General features: G+C 65.9%; 30 protein-coding genes. 23 read left to right on the top strand and 7 right to left on the bottom strand.

The features are described from left to right. Positions 1-30: 30 nt before the first annotated feature. A complete protein-coding gene (locus D7D52_RS34810; protein ID WP_120743226.1) occupies positions 31-603 on the top strand; it encodes a hypothetical protein in 573 nt (190 codons plus the stop codon). A gap of 545 nt (positions 604-1,148) precedes the next feature. Beyond that, entirely contained in the window at positions 1,149-2,162 is a 1,014-nt protein-coding gene (locus tag D7D52_RS34805) for a Replication protein Rep (protein WP_120743225.1), read from the top strand. A 114-nt stretch (positions 2,163-2,276) separates the two neighbouring features. Here D7D52_RS34805 and D7D52_RS34800 read toward each other — a convergent pair whose 3' ends face one another. From D7D52_RS34800 to D7D52_RS34790, 3 genes are all read right to left on the bottom strand, one after another. Further along, entirely contained in the window at positions 2,277-2,537 is a 261-nt protein-coding gene (locus D7D52_RS34800; RefSeq protein ID WP_120743224.1) for an HTH domain-containing protein, read from the bottom strand. 3 nt (positions 2,538-2,540) lie between these two features. Next, positions 2,541-3,512, bottom strand: coding sequence for a replication initiation protein (locus D7D52_RS34795; protein ID WP_120743223.1), 972 nt, complete (start codon positions 3,510-3,512; stop codon positions 2,541-2,543). A gap of 130 nt (positions 3,513-3,642) precedes the next feature. After that, positions 3,643-3,867: a hypothetical protein gene (locus tag D7D52_RS34790; protein WP_162958775.1), complete on the bottom strand. Its 225-nt coding sequence runs from the start codon at positions 3,865-3,867 to the stop codon at positions 3,643-3,645. 137 nt (positions 3,868-4,004) lie between these two features. Between D7D52_RS34790 and D7D52_RS34785 the strand changes: the two genes are divergently transcribed. Beyond that, positions 4,005-4,760: a hypothetical protein gene (locus tag D7D52_RS34785; RefSeq protein WP_162958774.1), complete on the top strand. Its 756-nt coding sequence runs from the start codon at positions 4,005-4,007 to the stop codon at positions 4,758-4,760. Between the two features lie 36 nt (positions 4,761-4,796). Here the strand turns inward: D7D52_RS34785 and D7D52_RS34780 are convergent, their stop codons facing one another. Both D7D52_RS34780 and D7D52_RS34775 read right to left on the bottom strand, forming a co-directional pair. Next, positions 4,797-5,255: a hypothetical protein gene (locus D7D52_RS34780; RefSeq protein WP_120743220.1), complete on the bottom strand. Its 459-nt coding sequence runs from the start codon at positions 5,253-5,255 to the stop codon at positions 4,797-4,799. Then, entirely contained in the window at positions 5,252-6,169 is a 918-nt protein-coding gene (locus D7D52_RS34775) for a ParA family protein (RefSeq protein ID WP_162958773.1), read from the bottom strand. Before D7D52_RS34775 ends, D7D52_RS34780 begins: the two co-directional genes overlap by 4 nt. A gap of 375 nt (positions 6,170-6,544) precedes the next feature. Here D7D52_RS34775 and D7D52_RS38855 point away from each other — a divergent pair, with 375 nt between their 5' ends. The 15 genes from D7D52_RS38855 (at position 6,545) to D7D52_RS34700 (ending at position 17,004) form a co-directional block, all read left to right on the top strand. Next, positions 6,545-7,645 (top strand): hypothetical protein, encoded by a 1,101-nt coding sequence (locus D7D52_RS38855; RefSeq protein WP_222932733.1) that lies wholly within the window; start codon positions 6,545-6,547, stop codon positions 7,643-7,645. Positions 7,646-8,093: 448 nt separating this feature from the next. After that, positions 8,094-9,083, top strand: coding sequence for a hypothetical protein (locus D7D52_RS34765; protein ID WP_120743218.1), 990 nt, complete (start codon positions 8,094-8,096; stop codon positions 9,081-9,083). A gap of 79 nt (positions 9,084-9,162) precedes the next feature. Further along, complete coding sequence (locus D7D52_RS34760) at positions 9,163-9,555, top strand: Lsr2 family DNA-binding protein (RefSeq protein WP_162958772.1); 393 nt, start codon at positions 9,163-9,165, stop codon at positions 9,553-9,555. Positions 9,556-10,405: 850 nt separating this feature from the next. Next, positions 10,406-11,071: a hypothetical protein gene (locus D7D52_RS34750; RefSeq protein WP_162958771.1), complete on the top strand. Its 666-nt coding sequence runs from the start codon at positions 10,406-10,408 to the stop codon at positions 11,069-11,071. Further along, the gene (locus tag D7D52_RS34745; protein WP_162958770.1) at positions 11,068-11,820 is read left to right on the top strand and encodes a hypothetical protein; all 753 of its coding nucleotides are present in this window, start codon (positions 11,068-11,070) and stop codon (positions 11,818-11,820) included. Before D7D52_RS34750 ends, D7D52_RS34745 begins: the two co-directional genes overlap by 4 nt. A gap of 21 nt (positions 11,821-11,841) precedes the next feature. Next, positions 11,842-12,291, top strand: coding sequence for a hypothetical protein (locus tag D7D52_RS34740; protein WP_120743214.1), 450 nt, complete (start codon positions 11,842-11,844; stop codon positions 12,289-12,291). Positions 12,292-12,733: 442 nt separating this feature from the next. Then, a complete protein-coding gene (locus D7D52_RS34735) occupies positions 12,734-12,997 on the top strand; it encodes a hypothetical protein (protein ID WP_120743213.1) in 264 nt (87 codons plus the stop codon). An 85-nt stretch (positions 12,998-13,082) separates the two neighbouring features. After that, a complete protein-coding gene (locus D7D52_RS34730; RefSeq protein ID WP_120743212.1) occupies positions 13,083-13,436 on the top strand; it encodes a hypothetical protein in 354 nt (117 codons plus the stop codon). 33 nt (positions 13,437-13,469) lie between these two features. Further along, positions 13,470-13,661, top strand: a complete 192-nt coding sequence (locus D7D52_RS34725) for a hypothetical protein (RefSeq protein ID WP_120743211.1) — start codon at positions 13,470-13,472, stop codon at positions 13,659-13,661. 96 nt (positions 13,662-13,757) lie between these two features. After that, positions 13,758-13,997 carry a hypothetical protein gene (locus D7D52_RS38320; protein WP_162958769.1) on the top strand — a complete coding sequence of 80 codons (240 nt, stop codon included), beginning with the start codon at positions 13,758-13,760 and terminating at the stop codon, positions 13,995-13,997. Between the two features lie 100 nt (positions 13,998-14,097). Next, positions 14,098-14,631, top strand: coding sequence for a hypothetical protein (locus D7D52_RS34720; protein WP_162958768.1), 534 nt, complete (start codon positions 14,098-14,100; stop codon positions 14,629-14,631). An 85-nt stretch (positions 14,632-14,716) separates the two neighbouring features. Beyond that, positions 14,717-14,971 carry a hypothetical protein gene (locus D7D52_RS34715; protein WP_162958767.1) on the top strand — a complete coding sequence of 85 codons (255 nt, stop codon included), beginning with the start codon at positions 14,717-14,719 and terminating at the stop codon, positions 14,969-14,971. Positions 14,972-15,240: 269 nt separating this feature from the next. Further along, positions 15,241-15,669 carry a DUF6884 domain-containing protein gene (locus tag D7D52_RS34710; protein WP_162958766.1) on the top strand — a complete coding sequence of 143 codons (429 nt, stop codon included), beginning with the start codon at positions 15,241-15,243 and terminating at the stop codon, positions 15,667-15,669. Then, entirely contained in the window at positions 15,666-16,187 is a 522-nt protein-coding gene (locus tag D7D52_RS34705) for a hypothetical protein (protein ID WP_162958765.1), read from the top strand. Before D7D52_RS34710 ends, D7D52_RS34705 begins: the two co-directional genes overlap by 4 nt. A gap of 73 nt (positions 16,188-16,260) precedes the next feature. Beyond that, a complete protein-coding gene (locus tag D7D52_RS34700) occupies positions 16,261-17,004 on the top strand; it encodes a hypothetical protein (protein WP_120743206.1) in 744 nt (247 codons plus the stop codon). Here the strand turns inward: D7D52_RS34700 and D7D52_RS38315 are convergent, their stop codons facing one another. Both D7D52_RS38315 and D7D52_RS34695 read right to left on the bottom strand, forming a co-directional pair. Further along, entirely contained in the window at positions 17,005-17,181 is a 177-nt protein-coding gene (locus D7D52_RS38315; RefSeq protein ID WP_162958764.1) for a hypothetical protein, read from the bottom strand. 55 nt (positions 17,182-17,236) lie between these two features. Continuing rightward, positions 17,237-17,419: a DUF6011 domain-containing protein gene (locus D7D52_RS34695; protein WP_120743205.1), complete on the bottom strand. Its 183-nt coding sequence runs from the start codon at positions 17,417-17,419 to the stop codon at positions 17,237-17,239. 289 nt (positions 17,420-17,708) lie between these two features. Between D7D52_RS34695 and D7D52_RS38310 the strand changes: the two genes are divergently transcribed. The 5 genes from D7D52_RS38310 (at position 17,709) to D7D52_RS34675 (ending at position 19,474) form a co-directional block, all read left to right on the top strand. Next, positions 17,709-17,879, top strand: a complete 171-nt coding sequence (locus D7D52_RS38310) for a hypothetical protein (RefSeq protein ID WP_162958763.1) — start codon at positions 17,709-17,711, stop codon at positions 17,877-17,879. Between the two features lie 171 nt (positions 17,880-18,050). Beyond that, a complete protein-coding gene (locus tag D7D52_RS34690) occupies positions 18,051-18,308 on the top strand; it encodes a FitA-like ribbon-helix-helix domain-containing protein (RefSeq protein ID WP_120743204.1) in 258 nt (85 codons plus the stop codon). Continuing rightward, positions 18,305-18,730 carry a type II toxin-antitoxin system VapC family toxin gene (locus D7D52_RS34685; RefSeq protein WP_120743203.1) on the top strand — a complete coding sequence of 142 codons (426 nt, stop codon included), beginning with the start codon at positions 18,305-18,307 and terminating at the stop codon, positions 18,728-18,730. Before D7D52_RS34690 ends, D7D52_RS34685 begins: the two co-directional genes overlap by 4 nt. Beyond that, positions 18,723-19,220 (top strand): hypothetical protein, encoded by a 498-nt coding sequence (locus D7D52_RS34680; RefSeq protein ID WP_162958762.1) that lies wholly within the window; start codon positions 18,723-18,725, stop codon positions 19,218-19,220. Before D7D52_RS34685 ends, D7D52_RS34680 begins: the two co-directional genes overlap by 8 nt. Beyond that, complete coding sequence (locus D7D52_RS34675; protein ID WP_162958761.1) at positions 19,217-19,474, top strand: hypothetical protein; 258 nt, start codon at positions 19,217-19,219, stop codon at positions 19,472-19,474. Before D7D52_RS34680 ends, D7D52_RS34675 begins: the two co-directional genes overlap by 4 nt. Positions 19,475-19,630: the final 156 nt, after the last annotated feature.

Here is a 19,630-nt window from a genome sequence, read left to right as displayed (position 1 = left end):
GCCGCCCGAAAACACAGGAGGACAACCGCAATGCCGTTCACCCGCAACGCCCGAGGGCGCCGGATACTCGCCGCCGTCGCCCTGGCCCTCACCGTCGCGGCCCTGGCCGCGTGCTCGCGAGGGCACGAGGATTTCGGCGAGCACGACGACCACGGCACCGGCGTACCGTCCGGCGCGACCGTCGCGACGCTTCCGCCACTGCCCGCCCCGTGGGCGGATCTGAACCGCGACAACCCCGAAGCCGTCGCCCTGGCCGCCGTCGCGGCCCTGTTTGACTGGCGGCCCGCCGACGGCGACACCGGCCCCGAATCCGCCCGCGACCGGGCCCGGCCGCTGCTCACCCCACGCGCCGCGGATTCCTACCGGCCCTACCAGATCCCCCGGCCGCTCTGGGAATCGTGGATGAACACCCGCGCCACCATCACCGCATCCAGCGCGATCAGCAGCGAGCAGCACCCCGCCGACACCGAGGTCAGCTGGCAACGCAAGATCACCACCCACGTTCGCGGACCCGAAGCCGGGGACCTCACCGCAACCACCCTGATCACGGTCACCAAACAACCCGTCTGGACTGTCACCGCCGTGACCACCCTCCCAAGCTGACCAGCCGAAAACCGAGGCAAGCCAACGAAGTTGGCGCGGCAGCCCTCAGCGTGCAGCTGCAACCACGCGCAGAGGATGAAACAGAAAATCCGACCTTGATCGGCGTGTCCTACTTCATCATTGAACCGGGATGCACTAGGAATTGACGGAGGCCGCAAGGCCGACGCTTTGGCGATACACCACAACCCCATAAACGAGGAAAAGCCCCCGGTTGCAGCCGGAGGGCTTTTCAAGGCCCCGAAGGACCACGCGCTGTGATAAGCGGTTCTAAGGGTAGCAAGCGCGCGCGTGCGTCTCAAAGCATCGCGACCGGCTTTGTCGGTCACGATCTTGTTCGCACCGGTGCCGGGCTACCCGTTCCTGTATCTGGGCGAGGTTGCTACACCTCCCCGCGCCGTCGGCGCACGTCCGCGCACCCAAGCGCGGCCGCGCTGTTCGTGCTGCCGCCGCTGCGCCTCGAGCTGCCCGAGAACGCCTACACCGGTTCCGCAGAGCAAGAGGCCCCAGCGTGCTGGTGGGGCCGGGCACGCTGGATTGCTCACTGCATGGCGCTGTATGACGGCCATTACAAGGCCCTGCGCGACGCTCAGGCGGTCGAGGCGGTGGCCCGGAAGACGTTCGCCGCCTATCTCATCGGCGAATCGGCCGGAGCCGACTACGCCACCGGCCGCAATTCCCGCGTGACCGTTGGCCGCCTACAGCGCGAGGTTTCGCGCAGCGAATCGACCATCCACCGGTGCCGCCGCCTGCTGGCCCGGTTCGGATGCAGGACAGTGGTATTCGCGGGCCGTCACCGCACCCTCGCCGAGCGCCTGGAGTCCTGGAAGCGCAACGACCGTGCCCGAGGCTGGGCCGCCGTGTCCGCCCTGCACGAATCCAGCACCCTGCCTGTGGATAACTCAATCGTGAAAACCTTGCTTGATCAGGGTTTTGGCACCCCACCGGAGCGAAGCTACGGTTTTCCTTCATTCTCACGATCAAAATCAGTTTCTTCATCCGAGAACGAGATGAAACGACGCGCTTCGCGCGGCACCGAGAAGGGGAAGCGCCGCAAGATCAGCCGAGCCTACGACCAGAGAGCCACATTGCTGGCCGAGAAATGCCGCAGGGACGAACGAATGCCGCTCTGGGTACGTCGGATCACCCGCCAGCAGCTGGCGGCCGCCCTGACGCGCTACGCCGTCGCCGGGTGGTTGGCCGACGACGTGCACGGCGCGTTCGAAGAGTTCCGGATCTCCGGAAAGAAGCTGATCACCAACCCCGACAAGCCAATTGGCTACCTCTGCCACATCCTTCGGTTCGTCCCCGAAGACGTACCCCCGGCCCTGCTGGACCGCGCCCGCACCGTCGCCGCCCAGGAAGCCGAGCGCGCCGCGAACCGGGCCCTGTTCGCCGAGATGCGCACCGCCGCCATGAACGCGGCCGCCGCGGACTCCCCCGGCCGGGCCGCCGCCCGCGCCGCCGTCGCGCAGCTGGCGCACCGCAACGTGGGCAACGCCCGCGAGCGCGCCCGCCAGGCCGACGCCGACACCCGCGCACGAGCCCGCCGCACCGACTAGGCCGACCAGTAACCGCAGCTCACAGATAGAAAATGCGGCCGCCGGGAAGATCCGACGACCGCGTGATGAAGTAGGAAATGCCAGCAGCCTAATAACCTGATGGGGACGAGGGCCCTAGCCGGCCTTCGAAGTCTGACGAACGTGCAGCAGGGACGACACCGACCCAATAGGCACGCCCAGTTCGTCAGCGATAGCGCGGTAGCTCGCGCCGTCGGCGCGCATCTGCTGGGCGCGCTCGCGCTGCGCGGCCGCGCGGGCTACGTAGTCGTCGCGTGGCTCGGCGATCTTGCGGCGGATGGTGCGGGTAGAGCATCCGTGCTTGTCCGCCAGTTCCTTGGCGCTCTTCTTGCGCCGCATCGGGTTCTCAGCAGCCATCGGTCATTCCTCCAGGGCATCAGCAACAATTGCGTTGATGTCAAACCGGGTCGCACGCTTGCGGTTCGCTTGCCGCTTCGCGTCCGTCATGATTTTCCCACGGCGGGACATCTCTTCATGGCCAGCCTTGGCCGCGCCAATCTGGGCACGCCTAGCCTGTTCCTCGCTGAACGACCGCACGATGTGTCGCCACGTCCAGCGCGAGATGGACCGCGCGACCTGGTTAACCTCGGGAAACAGCAAAGGCCCCTTGGTGAAGCACGACCCGATCAGCTCCACATTCCGATCCCAGGCGTAATCACTCACCGCGGATTCCCACAGCCCCAGGTCGGTGAAATCGCCCCGCTTCGGGTAGCTCCACTTGCGGGTGACCTCGAAGATCTCGACGTTGCGGCCCGTGTCGGTGGTCGCCAGCTTCTCGCGCCGCTCACGAACTCCCGCCCACTTCGGCAGCACCCCGAGCCGTTCCAACGGGTCGGCCAGATCCTTGAGCGAGTAGACCGCGTAATCCGGGCCCCACAAGGGCAAATGCTCAGGGTGGCGGGGGTTTTTGGTGGTCCGGCCGCCGTAGGTCACATCCCCGCCCAGGATGTTGTTCAACCCGGATTCCACGCGCGAGAGCAGATTGACCGGCCGCCGATGCGCGGCGTTGGTCAGAATCACCGGCGTGGCCAGCGCGTAGACGATGTGGCCGTTCCGAAGATGCGGATTCAGCGCGATATAGGACGGGGCCGGGAGCCCGGCAAGGCCCACGATCTCATCGGCGCGGCCGCCGTCGTGATCGGTGATCACGAAACTCTTGATCGCCGTCGGATTGGCCTCGATGTAGGGATGCTGCAAGGCCGCGTCCCTGGACATCCGATAGTGGCCGCTGTTCTTGGCCTTGCCAGCCAGCGGCCGACGCGGCAACCAATGTTCCTCGAACGGGAACGGCGGCGCGTCTACATCGGTCCAGTCTTCGACCTCAAGGTCCATGGGCGCAGTCTGCCCCACGCAACCCCGATGATGATGTAGGACACGCCAGCAGCCTAATCCGGTAGTTCAGGGTAGGAGGGGCCAAATTAGGGGTTTGGAAGCTTGATGAGGTAGGTCATTCTGCAACCTCTCAGTTCATCCGTACGCGAGCCTCACGCAGGTAGGCCAACCGCCAGTCCTGGTCTTCGTGGTCGTTGCCGAGAAGAACGCGCTTCCGCCACTCGAAGACCGTCGCCATCCAATCGCGGTCCAACTCCCGCGCAGTCCGGCCGTACTCCTCGCACTTGTAGAACGACTCTAAGCGGGATCGGCACTCAGCCACGGGCACGACATCCCACATGTCCACCAGCCGCATGACCACCACTCCCCCGGCCCCGGCGGACCGCCCGCCGGATATCGAGATCCACCGTATCGGCGCGGCCGCCGTACGCGCGCCGGATACCCCACCTGATCGGCCGGTGCATGTCGGCCGTTGGTGGCACGATCGAGGCCATGACCGACACCGAGCAGCCCTACCGGGTGGTGGACTCGCACAATCAGGGATGGCTGCACGAGGCCGGGCCCGAAGGGCTTTACCGCGGATTCGACCCGACCGGCACGCCCAAACTCCTGGAGGCCCGGCCGCTCGCCGATATCGTGCGCGAGTTCGGCCCGGTCCGGCCGGTGCTCGGTCTGCTGGACGAGGACCGCGAGCAGCTGCGCGCCGCGCTGGAGACCGCCGGCCGGAAGGCGATCGGCTCTCTTGCTTCCGCGCTGGAGCAGGTTCACCACGAGATCCGGGCCCGCGCCGAGGCCATGGAGCCCGGCGAGAAGCCCAGCAGCAGTTACTACTACGCCGCCCGCGCGATGACCGCCGGGCGGCCCGGTTCGTGGGAATCCGAACGGCTGCAATCGGTTTGGATCTTCGGCAACGGGCTGAACTTGTGGCCGAACAAGGCGGGCAAGAGTGCAGACGAGATGCGCGCTACGGGCCCGAGCCCGAAGCGCGTCCACATCGGGGCCCGTGACGAAATGGCCGCCGTCCTGCGCCGGTGGGTGGACTCCCCCGACCGCTACACCGAGGTAGCCGAGCACCTGGCCGCCATCGTGAGCGCCTACGCCGACGAGGCCCACGGGCCCGACGGATGGGCGAAGATCGCCGACCAGTGGCTACAGCCCGGCGGCCTGGCCCAGGAGGACACCGCCGCCTGCTACGGCCTGCTCTACTCCGTGTCGGCACACTTCAACCCGGACCGGGTGTACGCCTAGAGCGCTGATTATTGGCCATATAGGCGTTCCGCCTGGTCAGCTGGCCTTGGGCTTCCGCTTTCGCTCCGGCTTCACAATCGCGGGGAACCGTTCGCCGTTGTGGTACTGCCCCTCATGCTCCGCACATGCCTTCGCGACAGCCCGGCGAATGAACTCCTGCTGACTGTCCACGCCGGTGTACGGCCGGGTGTACGCAATCACCCGTTCCATGCGGTCCTTGAGGTCCGTCGGCAGCGACAGAAGGATGTCCGAGGAACCGGCCAGCCGCTTGCTGCGCTCGCTTTCCTCACCCGCTTTCCCGCTCTTACCAGCAGATTTGCTACTGCCCCTAGGGGCAGTAGTGGCGCTAGGGGTGTCCTGCTCATCGCTGGAATCGTCAGCCGGCGCCGCGGGCGTTTCGGGCGCAGAATCGTGGCGCGCGAACGGATTCCGAGCCGCTTTCGCCTCCGCTGGGTCGGGCAGGTCACCGAGAGGGTTCGGAAGTTTGTTGCTCATCGGGCCGCGGCCTCCTTGTCGATGGCGTCGAGAATGGTCGCGAAGTTCTGGGCCCAGAACCGCGACTTCGCCGACGGTCGGGTGTGCTGATCCATGCCCAGACCTGCGTTCGTCAGGCGTGAAATGTCCGCTGCCTGCGGAAACGGCTCCCCCAGAACGGCAATGCCCGCGTTGTCGCAGTAGCTCTTGAGGTACTTCACGCCGTCGGCGTGGTCGTTACGGCTGCTGTCCACTTGGTTGATCACCAAGCCCACTAGCGGCAACTCGTAATCCGCGTGTTCCTTGAGGTCGGCCAGGGCCTTGAACACGGCATACATTCCGTCGATCGCGTCGAGCTCCGGCGTGGTGACGAGGACCAGGTTGTCAGCGGCCATCATCGTGGCCCGCGTGATCAGATCCACCGCCGGGCGGGTGTCGAACAGCACGCGACCTTGGGTTTTAGCCTCGCGGAACGCCTTCCGGACGCACAGTTCAGCGCCGGTCTTCCCCTGCAACGAGTCCTGAACACCCTGCATCTCGTCGAAGCCAGACGGGGCCACGAAGATTCGATCTCGCGTCCTGGCAGGCAACACCACGTCCGCCAGTTCGATTTTCGATTTGCGGTCCAGGACATCGGCCAGTGTGCCGACAGGCGGCACGTTCTTGATGGAATAGCCGGTCATATGCCTGGTCGTATTGCCCTGCGGGTCCATGTCGCCGATCAGCACCGCCTCATCAACGGGCCCGATGATCTGCTTGACGGCCGCCATCAGGGACGGTTCGGTCTTGCCGACGGGCGTCTTGGCGTCGGCGGCCTGCCGCGCCAGCGCGGCCGCCGCCTGCTCCGACCGTTCGGCCGAGGCGTGCGCCAGGCCGTTGACGACCATCGTTTTGCCTGGTCCGCCCTTCAAATTCATCACTGCGGTTGCAACCATCGAGGCCCATCCTTGACTGGGGGTATATGCCATACGGCGACCCACGGACAATATCAGCGCCATGGGTTATATGGGCCGCTATTGGCCATATGGCCTCAGTGTGTCATACCAGCCATTGCGCCACTAGTGCCCATATGGGCACTAGTGCTGATATGGTTTGCGTGTCGGAAACGGTTATACCGAGCAACCCGCGCACCAGTGCATATACGGTGTGATCTATCGCCGCTATCCGACCTATCCAGACCACCTTGGATAGAGGCACTACTAGCCCTAGTGCCCATATGGGCACTAGGGGCAAACATCAACGGAATGGTTTCTATTGGTCCTACTGCCCATAGGGACATGGACCGCCGCGAAAGGATCGGGTGAACGCCCATGACGGCGACACAGCACATGGTCGGCGAGGCAGACCGGTTCCATCGGGCCGCGCTGCGCGCCCTCGAGCCGCAGCGCGACGCCTGCCTGTACGCCTGCGAGCAGCTGCACGCCGCCGAGATCGAGCCGACGGGCCCCGAGGTCCGCCAGTGGCTCGCCGACCATGGCCGCCAGGTCGGCCGCACAACGGTATGGAAGGCAGTCAGCGAGTACCGCAGCGAACACGGCTTGCCGGATCTGGACGACGCACGCGGGTTGTTCAGCGCCGGGGGAGTGAACACCGAACAGTGCAGCGAACAGACCACCGAACAGCCGTCAGGAGGCACCACCGTGTTCACTCTCGAGCAGACCGAGCCCATCGCGGACCCGGCCCCGGCCGCCGCCGACCGGACGCCGGAGCGGGGGAGCAGTGAACAGCCGACCGAACAGCCCGACCCGGTGAACGTCACTGACGAAACGACCGAACGACGGCCCCGGCGGCGACTGAACGCCGCCCTGGTCGAGCTGGCCGCCGCCCGCCGGAAGGGCCGCGGACTGGACGCCGCCGCCGTGATGGCCGATAGCGGCCATATGGGCACTAGCGCCGATAGTGCGGAGAGCGAACAGGAGGACGAGGCCGAGGAGCGCGCGGGCGTTACCGCGCCGCAAGCCCGGCCCAGCCGGGCCCTGCCGACCTGGCCGGTTCTGCTGATGGCCTTCCCGGCGTTCGTCGCGATCTGGTCGGGGTGGGTCGGTCTCGGCGAGCTGACCGGATTCGGTGTTGTTCACCCGCTGCCCGGCATCGCCGATGACTTCACGATCAATTCGGCGATTACCTTGCCGATCGGTGTCGAGGCGTACGCGAGTTACGCCCTCTATGTGTGGCTCTCGGGACGGATCAACACGAAGACGACTCGCACCTACGCCATGGTCTCGGCGTTCGCCAGTCTCGGTATCGGCGCAGCCGGCCAAGTCGCCTATCACGTCATGGAAGCCCGGCACATCACGTCCGCCCCATGGCAGATCATCACCATGGTTGCGTGCCTTCCCGTCGCCGTAGTCGGTATGGGCGCGATCCTGGCTCACCTCATCGTGCGCGAACGCCACATAGTGAACGCCTGAACAACCCGCACACAGCGAACACGAGGGCCCCGGACAGTCGCAACCTGTCCGGGGCCCTCGCTGTGTTCAGCGAACGCAACCACGGGGGTCTACGAGGCAAGCCAACGGAGTTGGCGCGGCAGCCCTTCGTTCTGTCCGCGTTCAGCGAACGAGTGAACAACACGCCGAGCGCCGGAAGCGCGTGTTCATCCGTTCACCTCCCGGAGCGAACACGCGCCGCGAATCGCATCGGCCGAGCCCGCGCCCGATGGGCGCCGGAGTCGTCCGGCGGACCTTGTTCACTGCCGTTCGCATGAACGCCCGCGAACGACGGAACGCGCCCTACAGTGGAGCGAACAAGACAGCGGAACAGCCCGAGGAGAATAGAGGGCGCGGCGAACACGGGAACCGCGGATTCGAACGGGGCACTACCGCGCCGCCGAGGAGCCGACGAACAGGGGGAGCGCGAATGCCGAGGCGTTCGGCGTACGAGACGAACGGAGACGCCGACGACATCGCCGTAACGGCCCAGCGCCTCACCAAATCCGGGTTTCTCACCGCGGATTCCCCGGACTGCTTTCGAGACGGCCTGAATCTGTTGGTCGCCCACCTCCGCGCCGAGGCTGTTCCGCCGCGCGAGATCCTGGCGCAGCGCATTCAGAACTACGCGGACAGACCCCGCCCCTACATGGCAAGCCAGCGGAGTTGGCGCGGCAGCACCTTCACGGCCTGGATCAACCCCAGGCGCATTCTGCTAAAAGAACGCGGCACACGGTCGTTCATCCACGACAACAGCAACGCCACACGCCAGACGCGAACCACCACAGGACAACCCAATTCCAGACACGTCGAACCACTCGCCAGCCTTCCAGAATTTGCCGAGCGAATCGCCTACGAGCGAGGAGCCCCCGCAGGGCTCACAGAGCTGTTCGGAGACCCGGAAACACCGGCGATCCAGGTCGAAGCATGGAAGCTGCCGATTGGGCCGCTGTTCCGCATCGAGACGAGCGGAAATCACCGCCTCGCAGCTCTGGCCGCACTCGCCGTTCCGTGCGTGCTGGCCGAGGTCCGACTACACACCGGGTTGTTCGACACGTCGCAGACATCAAACCTTGACGAGATGGACGAAATAGAGGCGTACCGCCGACTACTTCAGACGTTCGAAATCGCTTCGTTCACCGACACCGGCATGTTGGCCGTACACGGTATCGCTACGCGCTGGCCGATGCTCATCCGAGACCCAGAAACAGCCGTGAAATCCCTCACGGCCGTAGAGCAGATCACGGGCGCACCAATCACGCACCGCATCGGACAGTTGCCCCGATCCTGGTTCGGGGGTGCTGACGAAATTCGCGCGGCATCACGCGATATTGGAGACACGCTAGACCGGTTTATTGTCAACCGGTCACGTCATGGAATCCGCCGCTTCTACCGGCGAAAGTCCTCCGGAAAGTCCTGACCGAATCATGTGCGTCTCGCGATACACAAGCCGCGCGCTAGGCTGGCAAGCGAGAGCCATCTACCAGGAGGGCAAGACCGTGGCCATCACCAAAGTTGAAGTTACGAACATGACCGACGATACGACCGGCGAGAAGATCCCCGAAGGCGGCGGCCGCACCGTCCGGTTCGGCATCGGCACCCCGGACAAGTTCACGGCCTATGACATCGAACTCACCACCGCCAATGAGAAGGAACTAACCGACTTCCTGAGCCGGTTCGAGGCCGCCGGTCGCGTCGTCAAGCTGGGAGCCAGCAAGAGCACCGCGAAGCCCGGAACCACCGATGCCGATATCCGGAAGTGGGCCCGCGGGCAAGGCCGCGAAGTACCCGCCCGTGGAAAAATCCCCGACGAAATTCGCGCTGCTTACAAGGCTCGCAACAAGGCGAAGAACACCACCGCCGGCACCCCGGCCGAAGAGTCGCAAGGGTGAGGTACAGGGTGGGGTACAAGGTGAGGAGAGGTAACCTCATGCGGTACCCCACCCTGTACCCCAGGGCTGGCGAGTGCTCATCAGGTCAGCGCGAGGCGCTGACCTGTGGTTTCCCTCTCGCCCCCCGCCCCTTTCTCCGCTGCGCTCCGATTTCTCGACCCCCCTCGATCTGCGAAAAGCAAAAGATGCAGACCAAGGGGGGTCGAGAAACCAGGGGCGGGGGGCGAGAGGGAAACCACAAAAGATGAAAAGAAGAGAGTGTGTGTGTCTGTTTGAAGGCTCCGGGCATGTATTCCGCAAGCTCCATAAGCACATGCCCGAAGCCTTCAAACAGACACACACTCAACTATCCCTGCCCTTTCAATCTTGAAAGGGTTCCTCCCCCCTGCCCACCCTCCGGGGGGTTCCTCCCCCTGCCCCCTCCGGGGGTTCCTCCCCCCTCGGCCCGCGCCCCCCTCCGGGGGGCTGGCCGTTCGCCGCCTCCGGCGGCCCGGTCCCACATCCGTGGGCCCGCGCTCAGCGATGGGGGAGGGCGGCTGCGCACCCTCCGCCACCACCTCTTAGGAACGCCTACGGCGTCCGTTTATCGGCGACGCTGGCGCGTCGCGGGTAGGTCGCGTTCCGTGGTTTCTCGGCGCGTTCCAGACGTGGTTTCGATAGGTGTCGTGAAGGTGCTGCCGCGCCAACTCCACTGGCTTGCCATGTAGGCCCAGTGGTCCGGCTTTCTCGGTCGCAAATGTGTTGATTGATATGCGTTTATGTGCTCGGTCTTCCTGCCGCTTTCGGGTTAGTATCGACGGGTGTCATTCCGAGGTTCGCTGGTGTCGAGACGTTGAGGTTGGTTCACGCTATGCCCGATGAAGAGTCGTACGGCTGGCCGTTTCTGGATGCGGTTGCAGTGTCACCGATGATGGTTTCCCAGGTGGATTCCGTGGTGATTCTGACCGAGGCGGAAGGGCCGTTGTCGTCTCTGCATGGCGGTTGGATCTGTGACGTTGATCGGGCCCGCGCGGCGAGCGCGGGTCTGGCGCAGGCTACGCGTGTTCGGGCGCGGCCACCGGTGGCGAATCATCAGTTCCGGATTGCTGCGCCCCAGCCGCGTGGCCGTGTCGATGGCGAGATGCCGGAGGTTCAAGGCGTGCGCTTGCCGACACCGGGTGAGCCCGGTAGCCACGCGATTGAGGTTCGGGTGTTCTGGGCCGGAATGCAGTTGCTCGCGGACACTCGCGAGCGGATCAGCGAACGGCAGGCCCGCACGATCGAGAAGGCGTTTCGCTGCACCTGTGGCGCTGGTTTCTACGCGCGGTCGGTGGGAGTTGGAGAGTCGGTTATCAGCGAGTCGCTGGCCGACGTTGCCGAGCTGGCCGAGTTGTTGGTGAGGGCGCGCGATTCGCGGGACGCGACGACGATATCTGTCGGTGGCGGCCGCGATGATGTGCGCGCCAGGGCAGTGGGTTTGCTGGCATCTGGATTGCCGTCAGCGGTCACGATTGAGATGCGGGAGCAACAGCCATGACAGCGATTGTGAAGCGGGAGAACGCGACCGGCGACAAGCCGGAACGGCCGACAAATCCGACGCTCACCGCGCGGGATGTGCAGGTGCTCGAATGGCTGCGCGAGGTTCGTATCGCATCCTCAGCGGGACTCAGGGCCGCCTACAGCCATGTCGGTGGCGAGGAGATGGACCAGCGCCGGTTTTCGCGCCGCGTGATCAAGCTCGAGCAGGCGGGCGTGATCGGGTCGGCGTTGATCACCCAAGCGCGAAAGCACAAGGTGTATTGGCCCGCAGAGCGCTCGTACCGGCTGGCGCGGCGCGAGCTGGCGCATGATCTGTTGTTGGCTGAGTTTTCGATCTGGCTGGTTTCCCAGCGGCACGAAGGGCTTGCCCTGACCGATCACCTTCTGGCCGACGGCTGGCGAACCCCGGCGTTCACCGCGGATCACCCGCTGAACCCGAAGGCCCACGCCGCCGACGGGATGCTGTGGCTCCCGGACAACAGCATCGGCCTGGTTGAAATCGAGTTGTCGCCGAAATCGGGCCGGAAAATGCGGACCGTTCTCGACTCGCACGCCGAGCGGCTGGCCTCGAGTAGCGAGCCGGTTTCCGGGGTGCTCTATCTGACCACCGAGCGGGCCGGGAAGACGGTTGCGAATGCGTGGCGTTCGTTCGGCCACGCCGTTGACCATCCGGGCCGGTTTCAGGTGTTGCACGCCGTCGATGACCTGACGTTGCAACGGCTGAACGAGCTGGCCGAGTTGGGCTGAATCCCGGAGAGGACCACGGGCATGGCGGACGCGAATCAGGAACCGAAGTCGGCACAGCTTCAGCTGTGGGACGAGCCCGCCGCGCCCGTCGTACAGCTGGCCGACGCCGAGGGCTACGAACGCCGCCAATCCCGCGCCGTCGCGCAATGCCCGAGCTGCCGCCGCAAGGCCGCCAGCGTCGCCGAGGACGCCCGAATGCGGGCCGATATGCGCGTGCTGTGGCTGCACCCGGACCCGGCCGCGCCGGACGGTGTACGCGAAGCATTCCACTGCCAGCACTGCCAGCCGCGCGGGCCGGTCGGCGACACCGAATGCGCCCGATGCCCCGAGGAGGGGCCGCTACTGGCCGAGGAGTTCGCCGCGGATTCCGCCGCCGGGAAAGTGCCGGCGGCCGTCGCGGAATGGCTCGCGGGCCGAGGATGGCACCTCGCGAACGGTGCCCTGCTCTGTCCCAACCACCACCAGGGCTAGAGCTGCCGCGACACCGAGCCCTACCGCAGCCAGCGCAGCTCCCGCAGGCTCACCACCCAGCGGCGGCAAGCCGAAGGCGGCCCCGTCCCAGCCGAACCCGGCGGCCGCCGTCCGTGATGTGCGCCCCCTGCCGGGGGCGGGCCGCCGCAAGGGCGACCGGCTGAGGAACCGGCCTGCGGCCGGACTGAAAAGAGCTTGTTCTTTTCCCCTTCTGGCCTTCCGATTTTGACCGTCCAAACCGCCTCCACACAAGCCCTGACTCCGCTTCGCTCCGGCCCTTCGGGCGCCAGAAACTTTTTCCCAAAAAGCGGTCGCTGCGCTCCCAGGGAAAAACTTTCCGGCTCAGGGCTTGTGCTCCGGCGGCCCTGGACGGTCCAACTCTCCATGCCAGAAGGCGAAAAAAACGGTCGGGGCCACCCGGCCGGGAGAGTCAGGAGACGAAATGCCGGTTACCTACCCCCTCACCGAACTGCCCAAGAGCATGACCGCTCTCGAAGTGGTCGATGCCCTCAACGCCCGTTGCGTCACGTTGGTGGCCGAGATCAACGACGGCAAGAAGATGACCACCGAGCAGTTCGCGGCGACCGTCGCCCGCACGTTCGAGGCCGCTTTGCTGGTGTTCCTTGAGCGCCTGGACGACGCCACCCGCGTGCGTTTCGAGGTCGCCATGCTCGCGCAGTACCGCGCGGAGTACTGCAACCGCTAATCCCGCCTAACGCCCTGGGCCGTCGCAACCGGCCCAGGGCCCCAGCGGAACCGCCAACCAGCGAAAACACGAGGAGAACAACCCCATGCAGAACGCAACCGCAGTGCTCGAATGGCACGAACTTGGTACCGGCACAGCGATTTACACCGCTGGCAGTCGTGAACACGGCGAACTGAGTTTCGACATCACGAAATTCGGTAGCACGTGGGACTTGACCGCCGCCAAGTGGAGCCAGACCGCCTATTCGAACACGGGCACGTTCGTGTTCTACGGCGACGGAATCGCCTCACTCGAGGAAGCCAAGGAGATGGCCGAACTCATCGCCCGCGCGGCGTGGGAAATGGACATCAAGCGGGGCGATATCCGCCTGATCGACGGCGAATTGACCATCGACGGCGAGCCCGCCGCCCAGTGGCTCAAAGCCATGTTCGAAGACTGACCGACCAACGAAAACACCAGGAGGACAACCCAAATGACCACCCGCACGCTTACCCGCGCCGAGTACGACGCCAAGGCCCGCAAGGGCCACGCCGGACCGATGGAGCGCGAGGACGCGGCCGCGAACGTCTGGCGGCAGCTGTACCCCGATTGGGACGGCAAACGCTGGGCGATCGGAGCCGACGCGAACGGAACCTATTTCGACCCGATCAACATCCGCGACTGACCACCCCGCCTAACGCCCTGGGCCGTCGCAACCGGCCCAGGGCCCCAGCGGAACAGACAGCCAGCGAAAACCCCACCGAGAGACCGGAGAACAACGATGACCACCAGCACAGCGCCCGCCGTCAAGAAGGACCGCACGTTCAACCCGGCGGCAGTTGCTATCGGCACTACACGGGCCCACGCCGACGCGCGATGGACCACCGAAGATGGTTACTGCGTGTACCGCACCGGCCCTTATAGCTACTGGGTCAGCGACAAACAGGGACTTTGGTCCTGCCAGTCGAATTTGGACGACGTACGCGCGGATATCCGCTGGTTGCGGGAACGCGGCCGCTAACCATCACCCGCAACGCCCTGGACCGTCGCAACCGGCCCAGGGCCCAGCGGATCACCCGCGCCGAGCGCGCAAATCCACAACCGCTGAAAGGCCATTCATCATGTACACGAACCGCATCGAAGCCGTTAACGCCCTGGTCGCCGCAGTGCCCCGCATGTGGGAGAAGGCCGCCAAGATGAGCATCCCCGATCAGGCCCTAGTTCTGCTGCTCATGAAGGACAGCCGCGACGGATTCGGCGAGATCGAGCGAATCTGGGTCGCCGACGAAATCGACTATTTCGACCCGTTCCACGCCAAGGCCCTCAGCTACGGCACCAACGGAACCCGCGCCGTCGCCCTGGTGGTGGACATCGAGGCCGACGGCCCCGGCGACAACAGCCAAGAACACGTCTTGCTCACCGACGCCGCAGCGTGCGCCCTGCGCGAGCACGGCGTGAAGCTCGAAGCCGCCTACGTCGCACGCGGATTCGGCCCCAAAGAGCCGGTCTGGTCGCTGGACACCGAGGAGTTCAAGGGCAAAGTGCCGCTGTTCCCGGCCGCCACCCCGCACCCGGTCTACGCGCTGGCGGAATCGCTCATCACCAAGCCCGCAAACTCCCTGCCCCGACTCGCCGACATCGGCGACGAGGACTAACCCCAACACCCGCCCAACGCCCTGGACCGTCGCAACCGGTCCAGGGCACCAACCCCCGGCCCACCACGGGCCGAACATAGAAAGAGTGCCTGACATGCAGTTTCTCAGGGTCGAGACCGCCGGAGACGTTCGCCAGTGGGATACCTACATCGTGCCCGTGCCCGACGATTGGGACGACGACGCCGACGACCGAGACGCCCGCCTACGCGACCTCATCGCCGAGGGCAAAGGCAAACACGAGGGCACCGAGCGCGAACACACCAGCTTGCCCGATGACTTCGTGATCAACGAGGTAGACCAGGCCACGGAACGAGATTTCCGGGCAGATTTCCATGTCTGACCTCACGTAAGGCCCGGAAGAAGCAAGAGCCCGGACAGTCGCAACCTGCCCGGGATCTTGCCTTTCAACTCTAGGGCAACCGCCGGCCACACGACTTTTTCGGTGCCGGTGGCGCGGCCGCGCTGGGGCGCGTCCACGCCGCTGGCGTCGCGCCCCAGCGTCGCGAACAGCCCCCGGCCCTACCGCCGCCCCTACGACGAGGGCCGCCGCGGATTCCGCCCGCATCCCACGGCCCCGACTTCCCAACTCCCCGAAAGGGTTACCCCGTCATGACCACATCACCGCTGGTAATTGCATCGTGCGGCATGAAGAAGGCCGACACCGCGAGCGCGGCCGCCGCCCTTTACACCGGTTCATATGCGCAAATGTGCTTGCGCGCCGCCTGGCAGCTGGCCGCCGACGCCGCCGACATCCGCATTCTGTCCGCTCGTCACGGCCTGCTGCGCCTCACGACCGTGATCGAGCCCTACGACACCCGACTATCGGACTACGACGCCATCACCGCCGAGCAGCTGCACGACCAGGCCGCCGCCGCCGAACTGCTGCACCGCCCCGTAATCGTGCTCGCCGGAGCCGAATACACCCGACTTGTGCGCGAAGTCTGGCCGCACGCCGAGGCCCCGCTACTCGGCTCGCGCGGCATCGGCGAACACCGGCAACGCCTGGCCCGCATCATCTACGCCGAGGCGGCCCGATGATGGCGCTCACGCAGCTGGCCGAGCCCATCGAGCAGACCCGGCCCGACGCCACCCCAGCCGAACCCGAGAAGACCACCGCGACACCAGCCGCCGTCGTGCTCACCGGGCCGGAGCGCGCCTTGCTGCGCAAGGTCTACGACCTCATCGGGCCGTGCATCGCGAGCACCGAATACGGCATCGAGTACATGGCGCGCGGATACCGCTCCGGATGTGGCGGGGGGTTCGCCTACAAGTGCACCAAGAAGCGGATCACCGCCCAATGGCATGAGTGGATAGTCACCGACCGCTACCCGGACGGCAGCGTGAAGAAGGCCCGCAAAGGCCGTCTGTTGCAAGACGTTTCGATCACCTATACGAGGCTGGCGAAGTGGTGCGATTCGCTGCCCGAGCAGGTACGCGCCCAAGCCCTCACCTGGTGGCGCACCTATCCAGAAGACATGCGGGATCTGCCCCAGCTGTACCGGCTCACCCTCGAGCAGCTGGCCGAACCCGAAGAACCGCAGCTTGCCCTGTGGTGACCAGCGCGAACCGGTGCGGAGCCCGCCCGCATCGCGGCACCCATTCCCGACACCTCGAAAGGTGAACCCCGTCATGATCACCTCACTGTTGGCCGCTGATCAGCCCTCTGACGCCCCGTTCGAACAGATTGCGTCGAAGTTCCTTGGGCTGGTCTGGGCCCTTTCCGGATGGGTCGCGCTTGCCGCATTGCTCTGCGGCGCAGCCGTTTTCGCCTATCAGAAGTGGACCATGCAGAACTCTGCGGGTCTGGGCGCGCTCGGCGGCGTGCTGGCCCTGGCAGGGTGCGGCGCGATGGCTGCGAACCTCATCAATTGGGCCCTGGCAGGCCCCACCGGCGAGGACACCGCCGGTAGCGATCCGAGCGCACCGGTAACCGACGCGGGCCCCGCCGCCGCGCCGGATTTCTCCTGGATATGGCCCGTGCTCGGTGTCGCCGCAGCGGGCGGCGCGATGTGGGCGATGATCCGAGCCATGCGGGCCAGATCTGCGGCACGGGCCACCAGAGCGGCCCAGCTGGAGAGATGGAACCAGGGCGTGACCGTTCTAAACCAGGTGGCGGCCGCGATCGTAGAGGCCGAGACCGATCCTGGAACCGTGCTGGTGCGGCCGCTAATGCTGGATCTCACGGACGAAGTCACCGCGGATATTCACGCGACTTACGCCAAAGCCCGCGCATTGTGCCCGGCCAGGGTTCCGGATGACGACGCGCTGATCACCAGTTTTGTGCAGGCCGCCCACGCGGCACGAACGGCGTTCAATCGGGCAGATGTCAAGGCCCGGAGCAAGGCTGCGAAGCAGAACAAACCCTTGCGGTGATCAGGCCGGCCCCGACCGATAGACCGCCCGGCGAATCCTGTCGAACAGGCCCACGGACCGAACGCGCGGTGTTGCGAGCCGCGCGACCGGTTCGGACAGGGAATACACGATATGGCCGCCAGGGGCGTTGTCCTGATCGGTGCAGAACAGGCCCGGCGGGATCTGGGGTTCGGTCATGGTGCCTGATCCTGCCGCGCGGGCCGTGTGATCAGCGTGAACCGCGCCGAGCGGATCAGGCCGCGACATCGAACAACGTCAGCGGCCGCGCGGCGGCCGCGCGCTGTTCGGCGCGTTCCGCAATGGCGCACCGGGGGCCGATGCCCGCCGACACCGAGGCGGCCGCCAGCAGCCAGCCATGACAGCGGCGGCAGTGCACAACGAGTTTCACCGTCGGCTGTTCATCGGTCGCGGCCATATTCGTTCCCTTCGGCCGGGTGCGTTTCCCCCTCGAGGGTGACACAAGCGACCGACAGGCCGAACAGGACAGAGAAGCACTGTGGCCCCCGGTGCACCGGGGGCCACAGGACTACTACCCGCTCATCGAGCGGCGGTGAGTCGGGCGCACCACGCCCTTGGTCCGGGAGTACACCCGGATTACCAGCCACGCACCGAAAGCCAGTCCGTTGAAGGATAGCCCCGCCGTCCCCCGGCGAGGCGTAAGAAGCCCCCACCGACAACCCGAGTAGTCAGGAAGGATTGCCGCTATGAGTGATTGGACGCCAGCGAAGTGGTTCCGAGTCCGCGAGCCGGACGGCTCGCTGTGGATCGAAACCAGCGACGAGGACGAGGCCCGGCAGGCGGCGACCGAGACCGGGTGGCCGTTGGAACGGCACTGGCGGAAGGTCGAAGAGGAATGGCGCACCGGCGAGGAGTGAACACGGATAGGGGCACTAGTGCCCCTATTGCCCCTATGGCTGGCCGCCTATAAGCGTCCTTGTAGGGGGTCAGAACGTCGGCGTGATATCAGATCGAATTATCTGCCATCATTGATGGCGAACAGTTCCACCATGACATCAGTGATGGCGGACGAGAGGAGATGATACCGAATGAAGAACGTGACGATCCGAAATCTGAGCGACGAAGTACACCGCGCGATCCGCGCCCGCGCCGCCCAGCACGAGCGCAGCATTGAGGCCGAGATCCGAGCCATTCTCACCGACGCTGTGCAACCGGCCGAGCGGATCAAGCTCGGTTCGATGCTCGCGAGCGTCATCAGCGAAGAGAACCGGCTCACCGAGGACGAGCAGGCCGCCTACTTCGGCCGCGACAAGACCCCGGCCGAGCCGATGGTGTTCGGCGAGTGATCATCCTGGACACCAACGTCATCAGCGAGCCCACCACCAAGGCCCCGAACGCGCGGGTACTCGAGTGGCTGGACGCCCAGGTGACCGAGACCCTGTATCTGACCGCCGTCACCGTCGGCGAACTCCGCTACGGCATCGCCGCCATGCCCGAAGGCCGCCGCCGCGACGAGTACACCGAGTGGTTGGAGAAATACACCGTGCCCGCGTTCGCCGGGCGCATCCTGCCCTACGACCTCGAGGCCACCGCGGAATACGCCCGCCTCATGTCTGGGGCCCGCGCCGCCGGAATCGCGATCGGCACCGCCGACGGCATGATTGCCGCCACGGCGGCCGCCGCAGGCTTCACCGTCGCCACCCGCGACACGACACCGTTCGAGGCCGCCGGAGTGACCATTATCGACCCATGGAATTACATTGGGTAACAACGCGTTTCGCGAATCCGGCAGCTCACGCGCGCGGAGTTGTCGGCCCGCTCCAGTACTGTGGCCGGTTATGGAATGGCCGTGGGAAATGGTGCGCCGACGTGCAGATGAGCGGAAGCTCTCCAATGCCCTTGTCGCCACCGATATGGCCGAGAACGGCCACGCGAACGTAGTTCCCGCGCTGGTCGCGAGCCTCATGCACCGGCCGTTCCGCGAACCCCGTTCGTTTCCCGATGCCGACACCGCGCTAGATGCCATCTGGGCCGAGGCACTGAGTCGGCCGCGCTGGCAGAACCCGCCAACCACCCGCGAGAACGCCCGCAAACGGCTGAACGAGTCGGAGCTGTACCGGGGCCGCTACACCGCCGACGGGCGGCGCAAGCTACCCCGTTCGGACCGCCGATATCTCGCCGCACTCGCCGCGAGATCCGAACAGAGCGGCGACCATGACGCCGCCGCCGCGATTCGCGACCTTGAGCAGGGACGATGATGTACCGACCGTCGCAAGACAGCTGTTTCATGAATGCCGCCGCCAGCCTGACCGATGCCCGCAAGGGCGGGATGGACGAAGCGCTGAACTGGCTAAATCGTGAGTGGGAGCCGCCAGCGAGCCCGATCGAGGGGGCCGCCGATACTCGCACCGTCGCGTTGCAGAAGATCGCCAAGGCCGCCGCCCTGCTCGAGGAGGCCGAGGCCGAGCTACAGGACGTGATCAAGCGCCACCGCGCGGCAGGGCGGGAATAGGTACCCCGCAACGGTTTTCGTCGCTCTCCGTGCTGTTCTGACCGTTTCTTGCCCATCCTGGCGAACGAGATTGCGACCGGCGCAGGGCGCCGGAGCGCCACCCGCCCGCAGGGCCGCCGCGCAGCGGCGCGAAGGGGTTGCGCGCAGGCGTACGCC

The organism is Nocardia yunnanensis, assembly GCF_003626895.1.
GTDB classification, from domain to species: domain Bacteria; phylum Actinomycetota; class Actinomycetes; order Mycobacteriales; family Mycobacteriaceae; genus Nocardia; species Nocardia yunnanensis.
The sequence above is the reverse complement of the archived record's forward strand: the minus strand, read 5'-3'. Positions and strand labels throughout refer to the sequence as shown.

What these genes read in the sequence shown, in the direction of transcription:
- D7D52_RS34730 (WP_120743212.1), top strand. Translation starts at nt 13,083, where the DNA reads ATGCAGAACGCAACCGCAGTGCTCGAATGGCACGAACTTGGTACCGGC.
- D7D52_RS34695 (WP_120743205.1), bottom strand. Translation starts at nt 17,419, where the DNA reads ATGGCCGCGACCGATGAACAGCCGACGGTGAAACTCGTTGTGCACTGC.
- D7D52_RS34800 (WP_120743224.1), bottom strand. Translation starts at nt 2,537, where the DNA reads ATGGCTGCTGAGAACCCGATGCGGCGCAAGAAGAGCGCCAAGGAACTG.
- D7D52_RS34790 (WP_162958775.1), bottom strand. Translation starts at nt 3,867, where the DNA reads ATGCGGCTGGTGGACATGTGGGATGTCGTGCCCGTGGCTGAGTGCCGA.
- D7D52_RS34765 (WP_120743218.1), top strand. Translation starts at nt 8,094, where the DNA reads ATGCCGAGGCGTTCGGCGTACGAGACGAACGGAGACGCCGACGACATC.
- D7D52_RS38320 (WP_162958769.1), top strand. Translation starts at nt 13,758, where the DNA reads ATGACCACCAGCACAGCGCCCGCCGTCAAGAAGGACCGCACGTTCAAC.
- D7D52_RS34785 (WP_162958774.1), top strand. Translation starts at nt 4,005, where the DNA reads ATGACCGACACCGAGCAGCCCTACCGGGTGGTGGACTCGCACAATCAG.
- D7D52_RS34740 (WP_120743214.1), top strand. Translation starts at nt 11,842, where the DNA reads ATGGCGGACGCGAATCAGGAACCGAAGTCGGCACAGCTTCAGCTGTGG.
- D7D52_RS34810 (WP_120743226.1), top strand. Translation starts at nt 31, where the DNA reads ATGCCGTTCACCCGCAACGCCCGAGGGCGCCGGATACTCGCCGCCGTC.
- D7D52_RS34675 (WP_162958761.1), top strand. Translation starts at nt 19,217, where the DNA reads ATGATGTACCGACCGTCGCAAGACAGCTGTTTCATGAATGCCGCCGCC.
- D7D52_RS34735 (WP_120743213.1), top strand. Translation starts at nt 12,734, where the DNA reads ATGCCGGTTACCTACCCCCTCACCGAACTGCCCAAGAGCATGACCGCT.
- D7D52_RS34780 (WP_120743220.1), bottom strand. Translation starts at nt 5,255, where the DNA reads ATGAGCAACAAACTTCCGAACCCTCTCGGTGACCTGCCCGACCCAGCG.
- D7D52_RS34710 (WP_162958766.1), top strand. Translation starts at nt 15,241, where the DNA reads ATGACCACATCACCGCTGGTAATTGCATCGTGCGGCATGAAGAAGGCC.
- D7D52_RS34690 (WP_120743204.1), top strand. Translation starts at nt 18,051, where the DNA reads ATGAAGAACGTGACGATCCGAAATCTGAGCGACGAAGTACACCGCGCG.
- D7D52_RS34775 (WP_162958773.1), bottom strand. Translation starts at nt 6,169, where the DNA reads ATGGTTGCAACCGCAGTGATGAATTTGAAGGGCGGACCAGGCAAAACG.
- D7D52_RS34750 (WP_162958771.1), top strand. Translation starts at nt 10,406, where the DNA reads ATGCCCGATGAAGAGTCGTACGGCTGGCCGTTTCTGGATGCGGTTGCA.
- D7D52_RS38855 (WP_222932733.1), top strand. Translation starts at nt 6,545, where the DNA reads ATGACGGCGACACAGCACATGGTCGGCGAGGCAGACCGGTTCCATCGG.
- D7D52_RS34805 (WP_120743225.1), top strand. Translation starts at nt 1,149, where the DNA reads ATGGCGCTGTATGACGGCCATTACAAGGCCCTGCGCGACGCTCAGGCG.
- D7D52_RS34725 (WP_120743211.1), top strand. Translation starts at nt 13,470, where the DNA reads ATGACCACCCGCACGCTTACCCGCGCCGAGTACGACGCCAAGGCCCGC.
- D7D52_RS38310 (WP_162958763.1), top strand. Translation starts at nt 17,709, where the DNA reads ATGAGTGATTGGACGCCAGCGAAGTGGTTCCGAGTCCGCGAGCCGGAC.
- D7D52_RS34700 (WP_120743206.1), top strand. Translation starts at nt 16,261, where the DNA reads ATGATCACCTCACTGTTGGCCGCTGATCAGCCCTCTGACGCCCCGTTC.
- D7D52_RS34795 (WP_120743223.1), bottom strand. Translation starts at nt 3,512, where the DNA reads ATGGACCTTGAGGTCGAAGACTGGACCGATGTAGACGCGCCGCCGTTC.
- D7D52_RS38315 (WP_162958764.1), bottom strand. Translation starts at nt 17,181, where the DNA reads ATGACCGAACCCCAGATCCCGCCGGGCCTGTTCTGCACCGATCAGGAC.
- D7D52_RS34720 (WP_162958768.1), top strand. Translation starts at nt 14,098, where the DNA reads ATGTACACGAACCGCATCGAAGCCGTTAACGCCCTGGTCGCCGCAGTG.
- D7D52_RS34745 (WP_162958770.1), top strand. Translation starts at nt 11,068, where the DNA reads ATGACAGCGATTGTGAAGCGGGAGAACGCGACCGGCGACAAGCCGGAA.
- D7D52_RS34705 (WP_162958765.1), top strand. Translation starts at nt 15,666, where the DNA reads ATGATGGCGCTCACGCAGCTGGCCGAGCCCATCGAGCAGACCCGGCCC.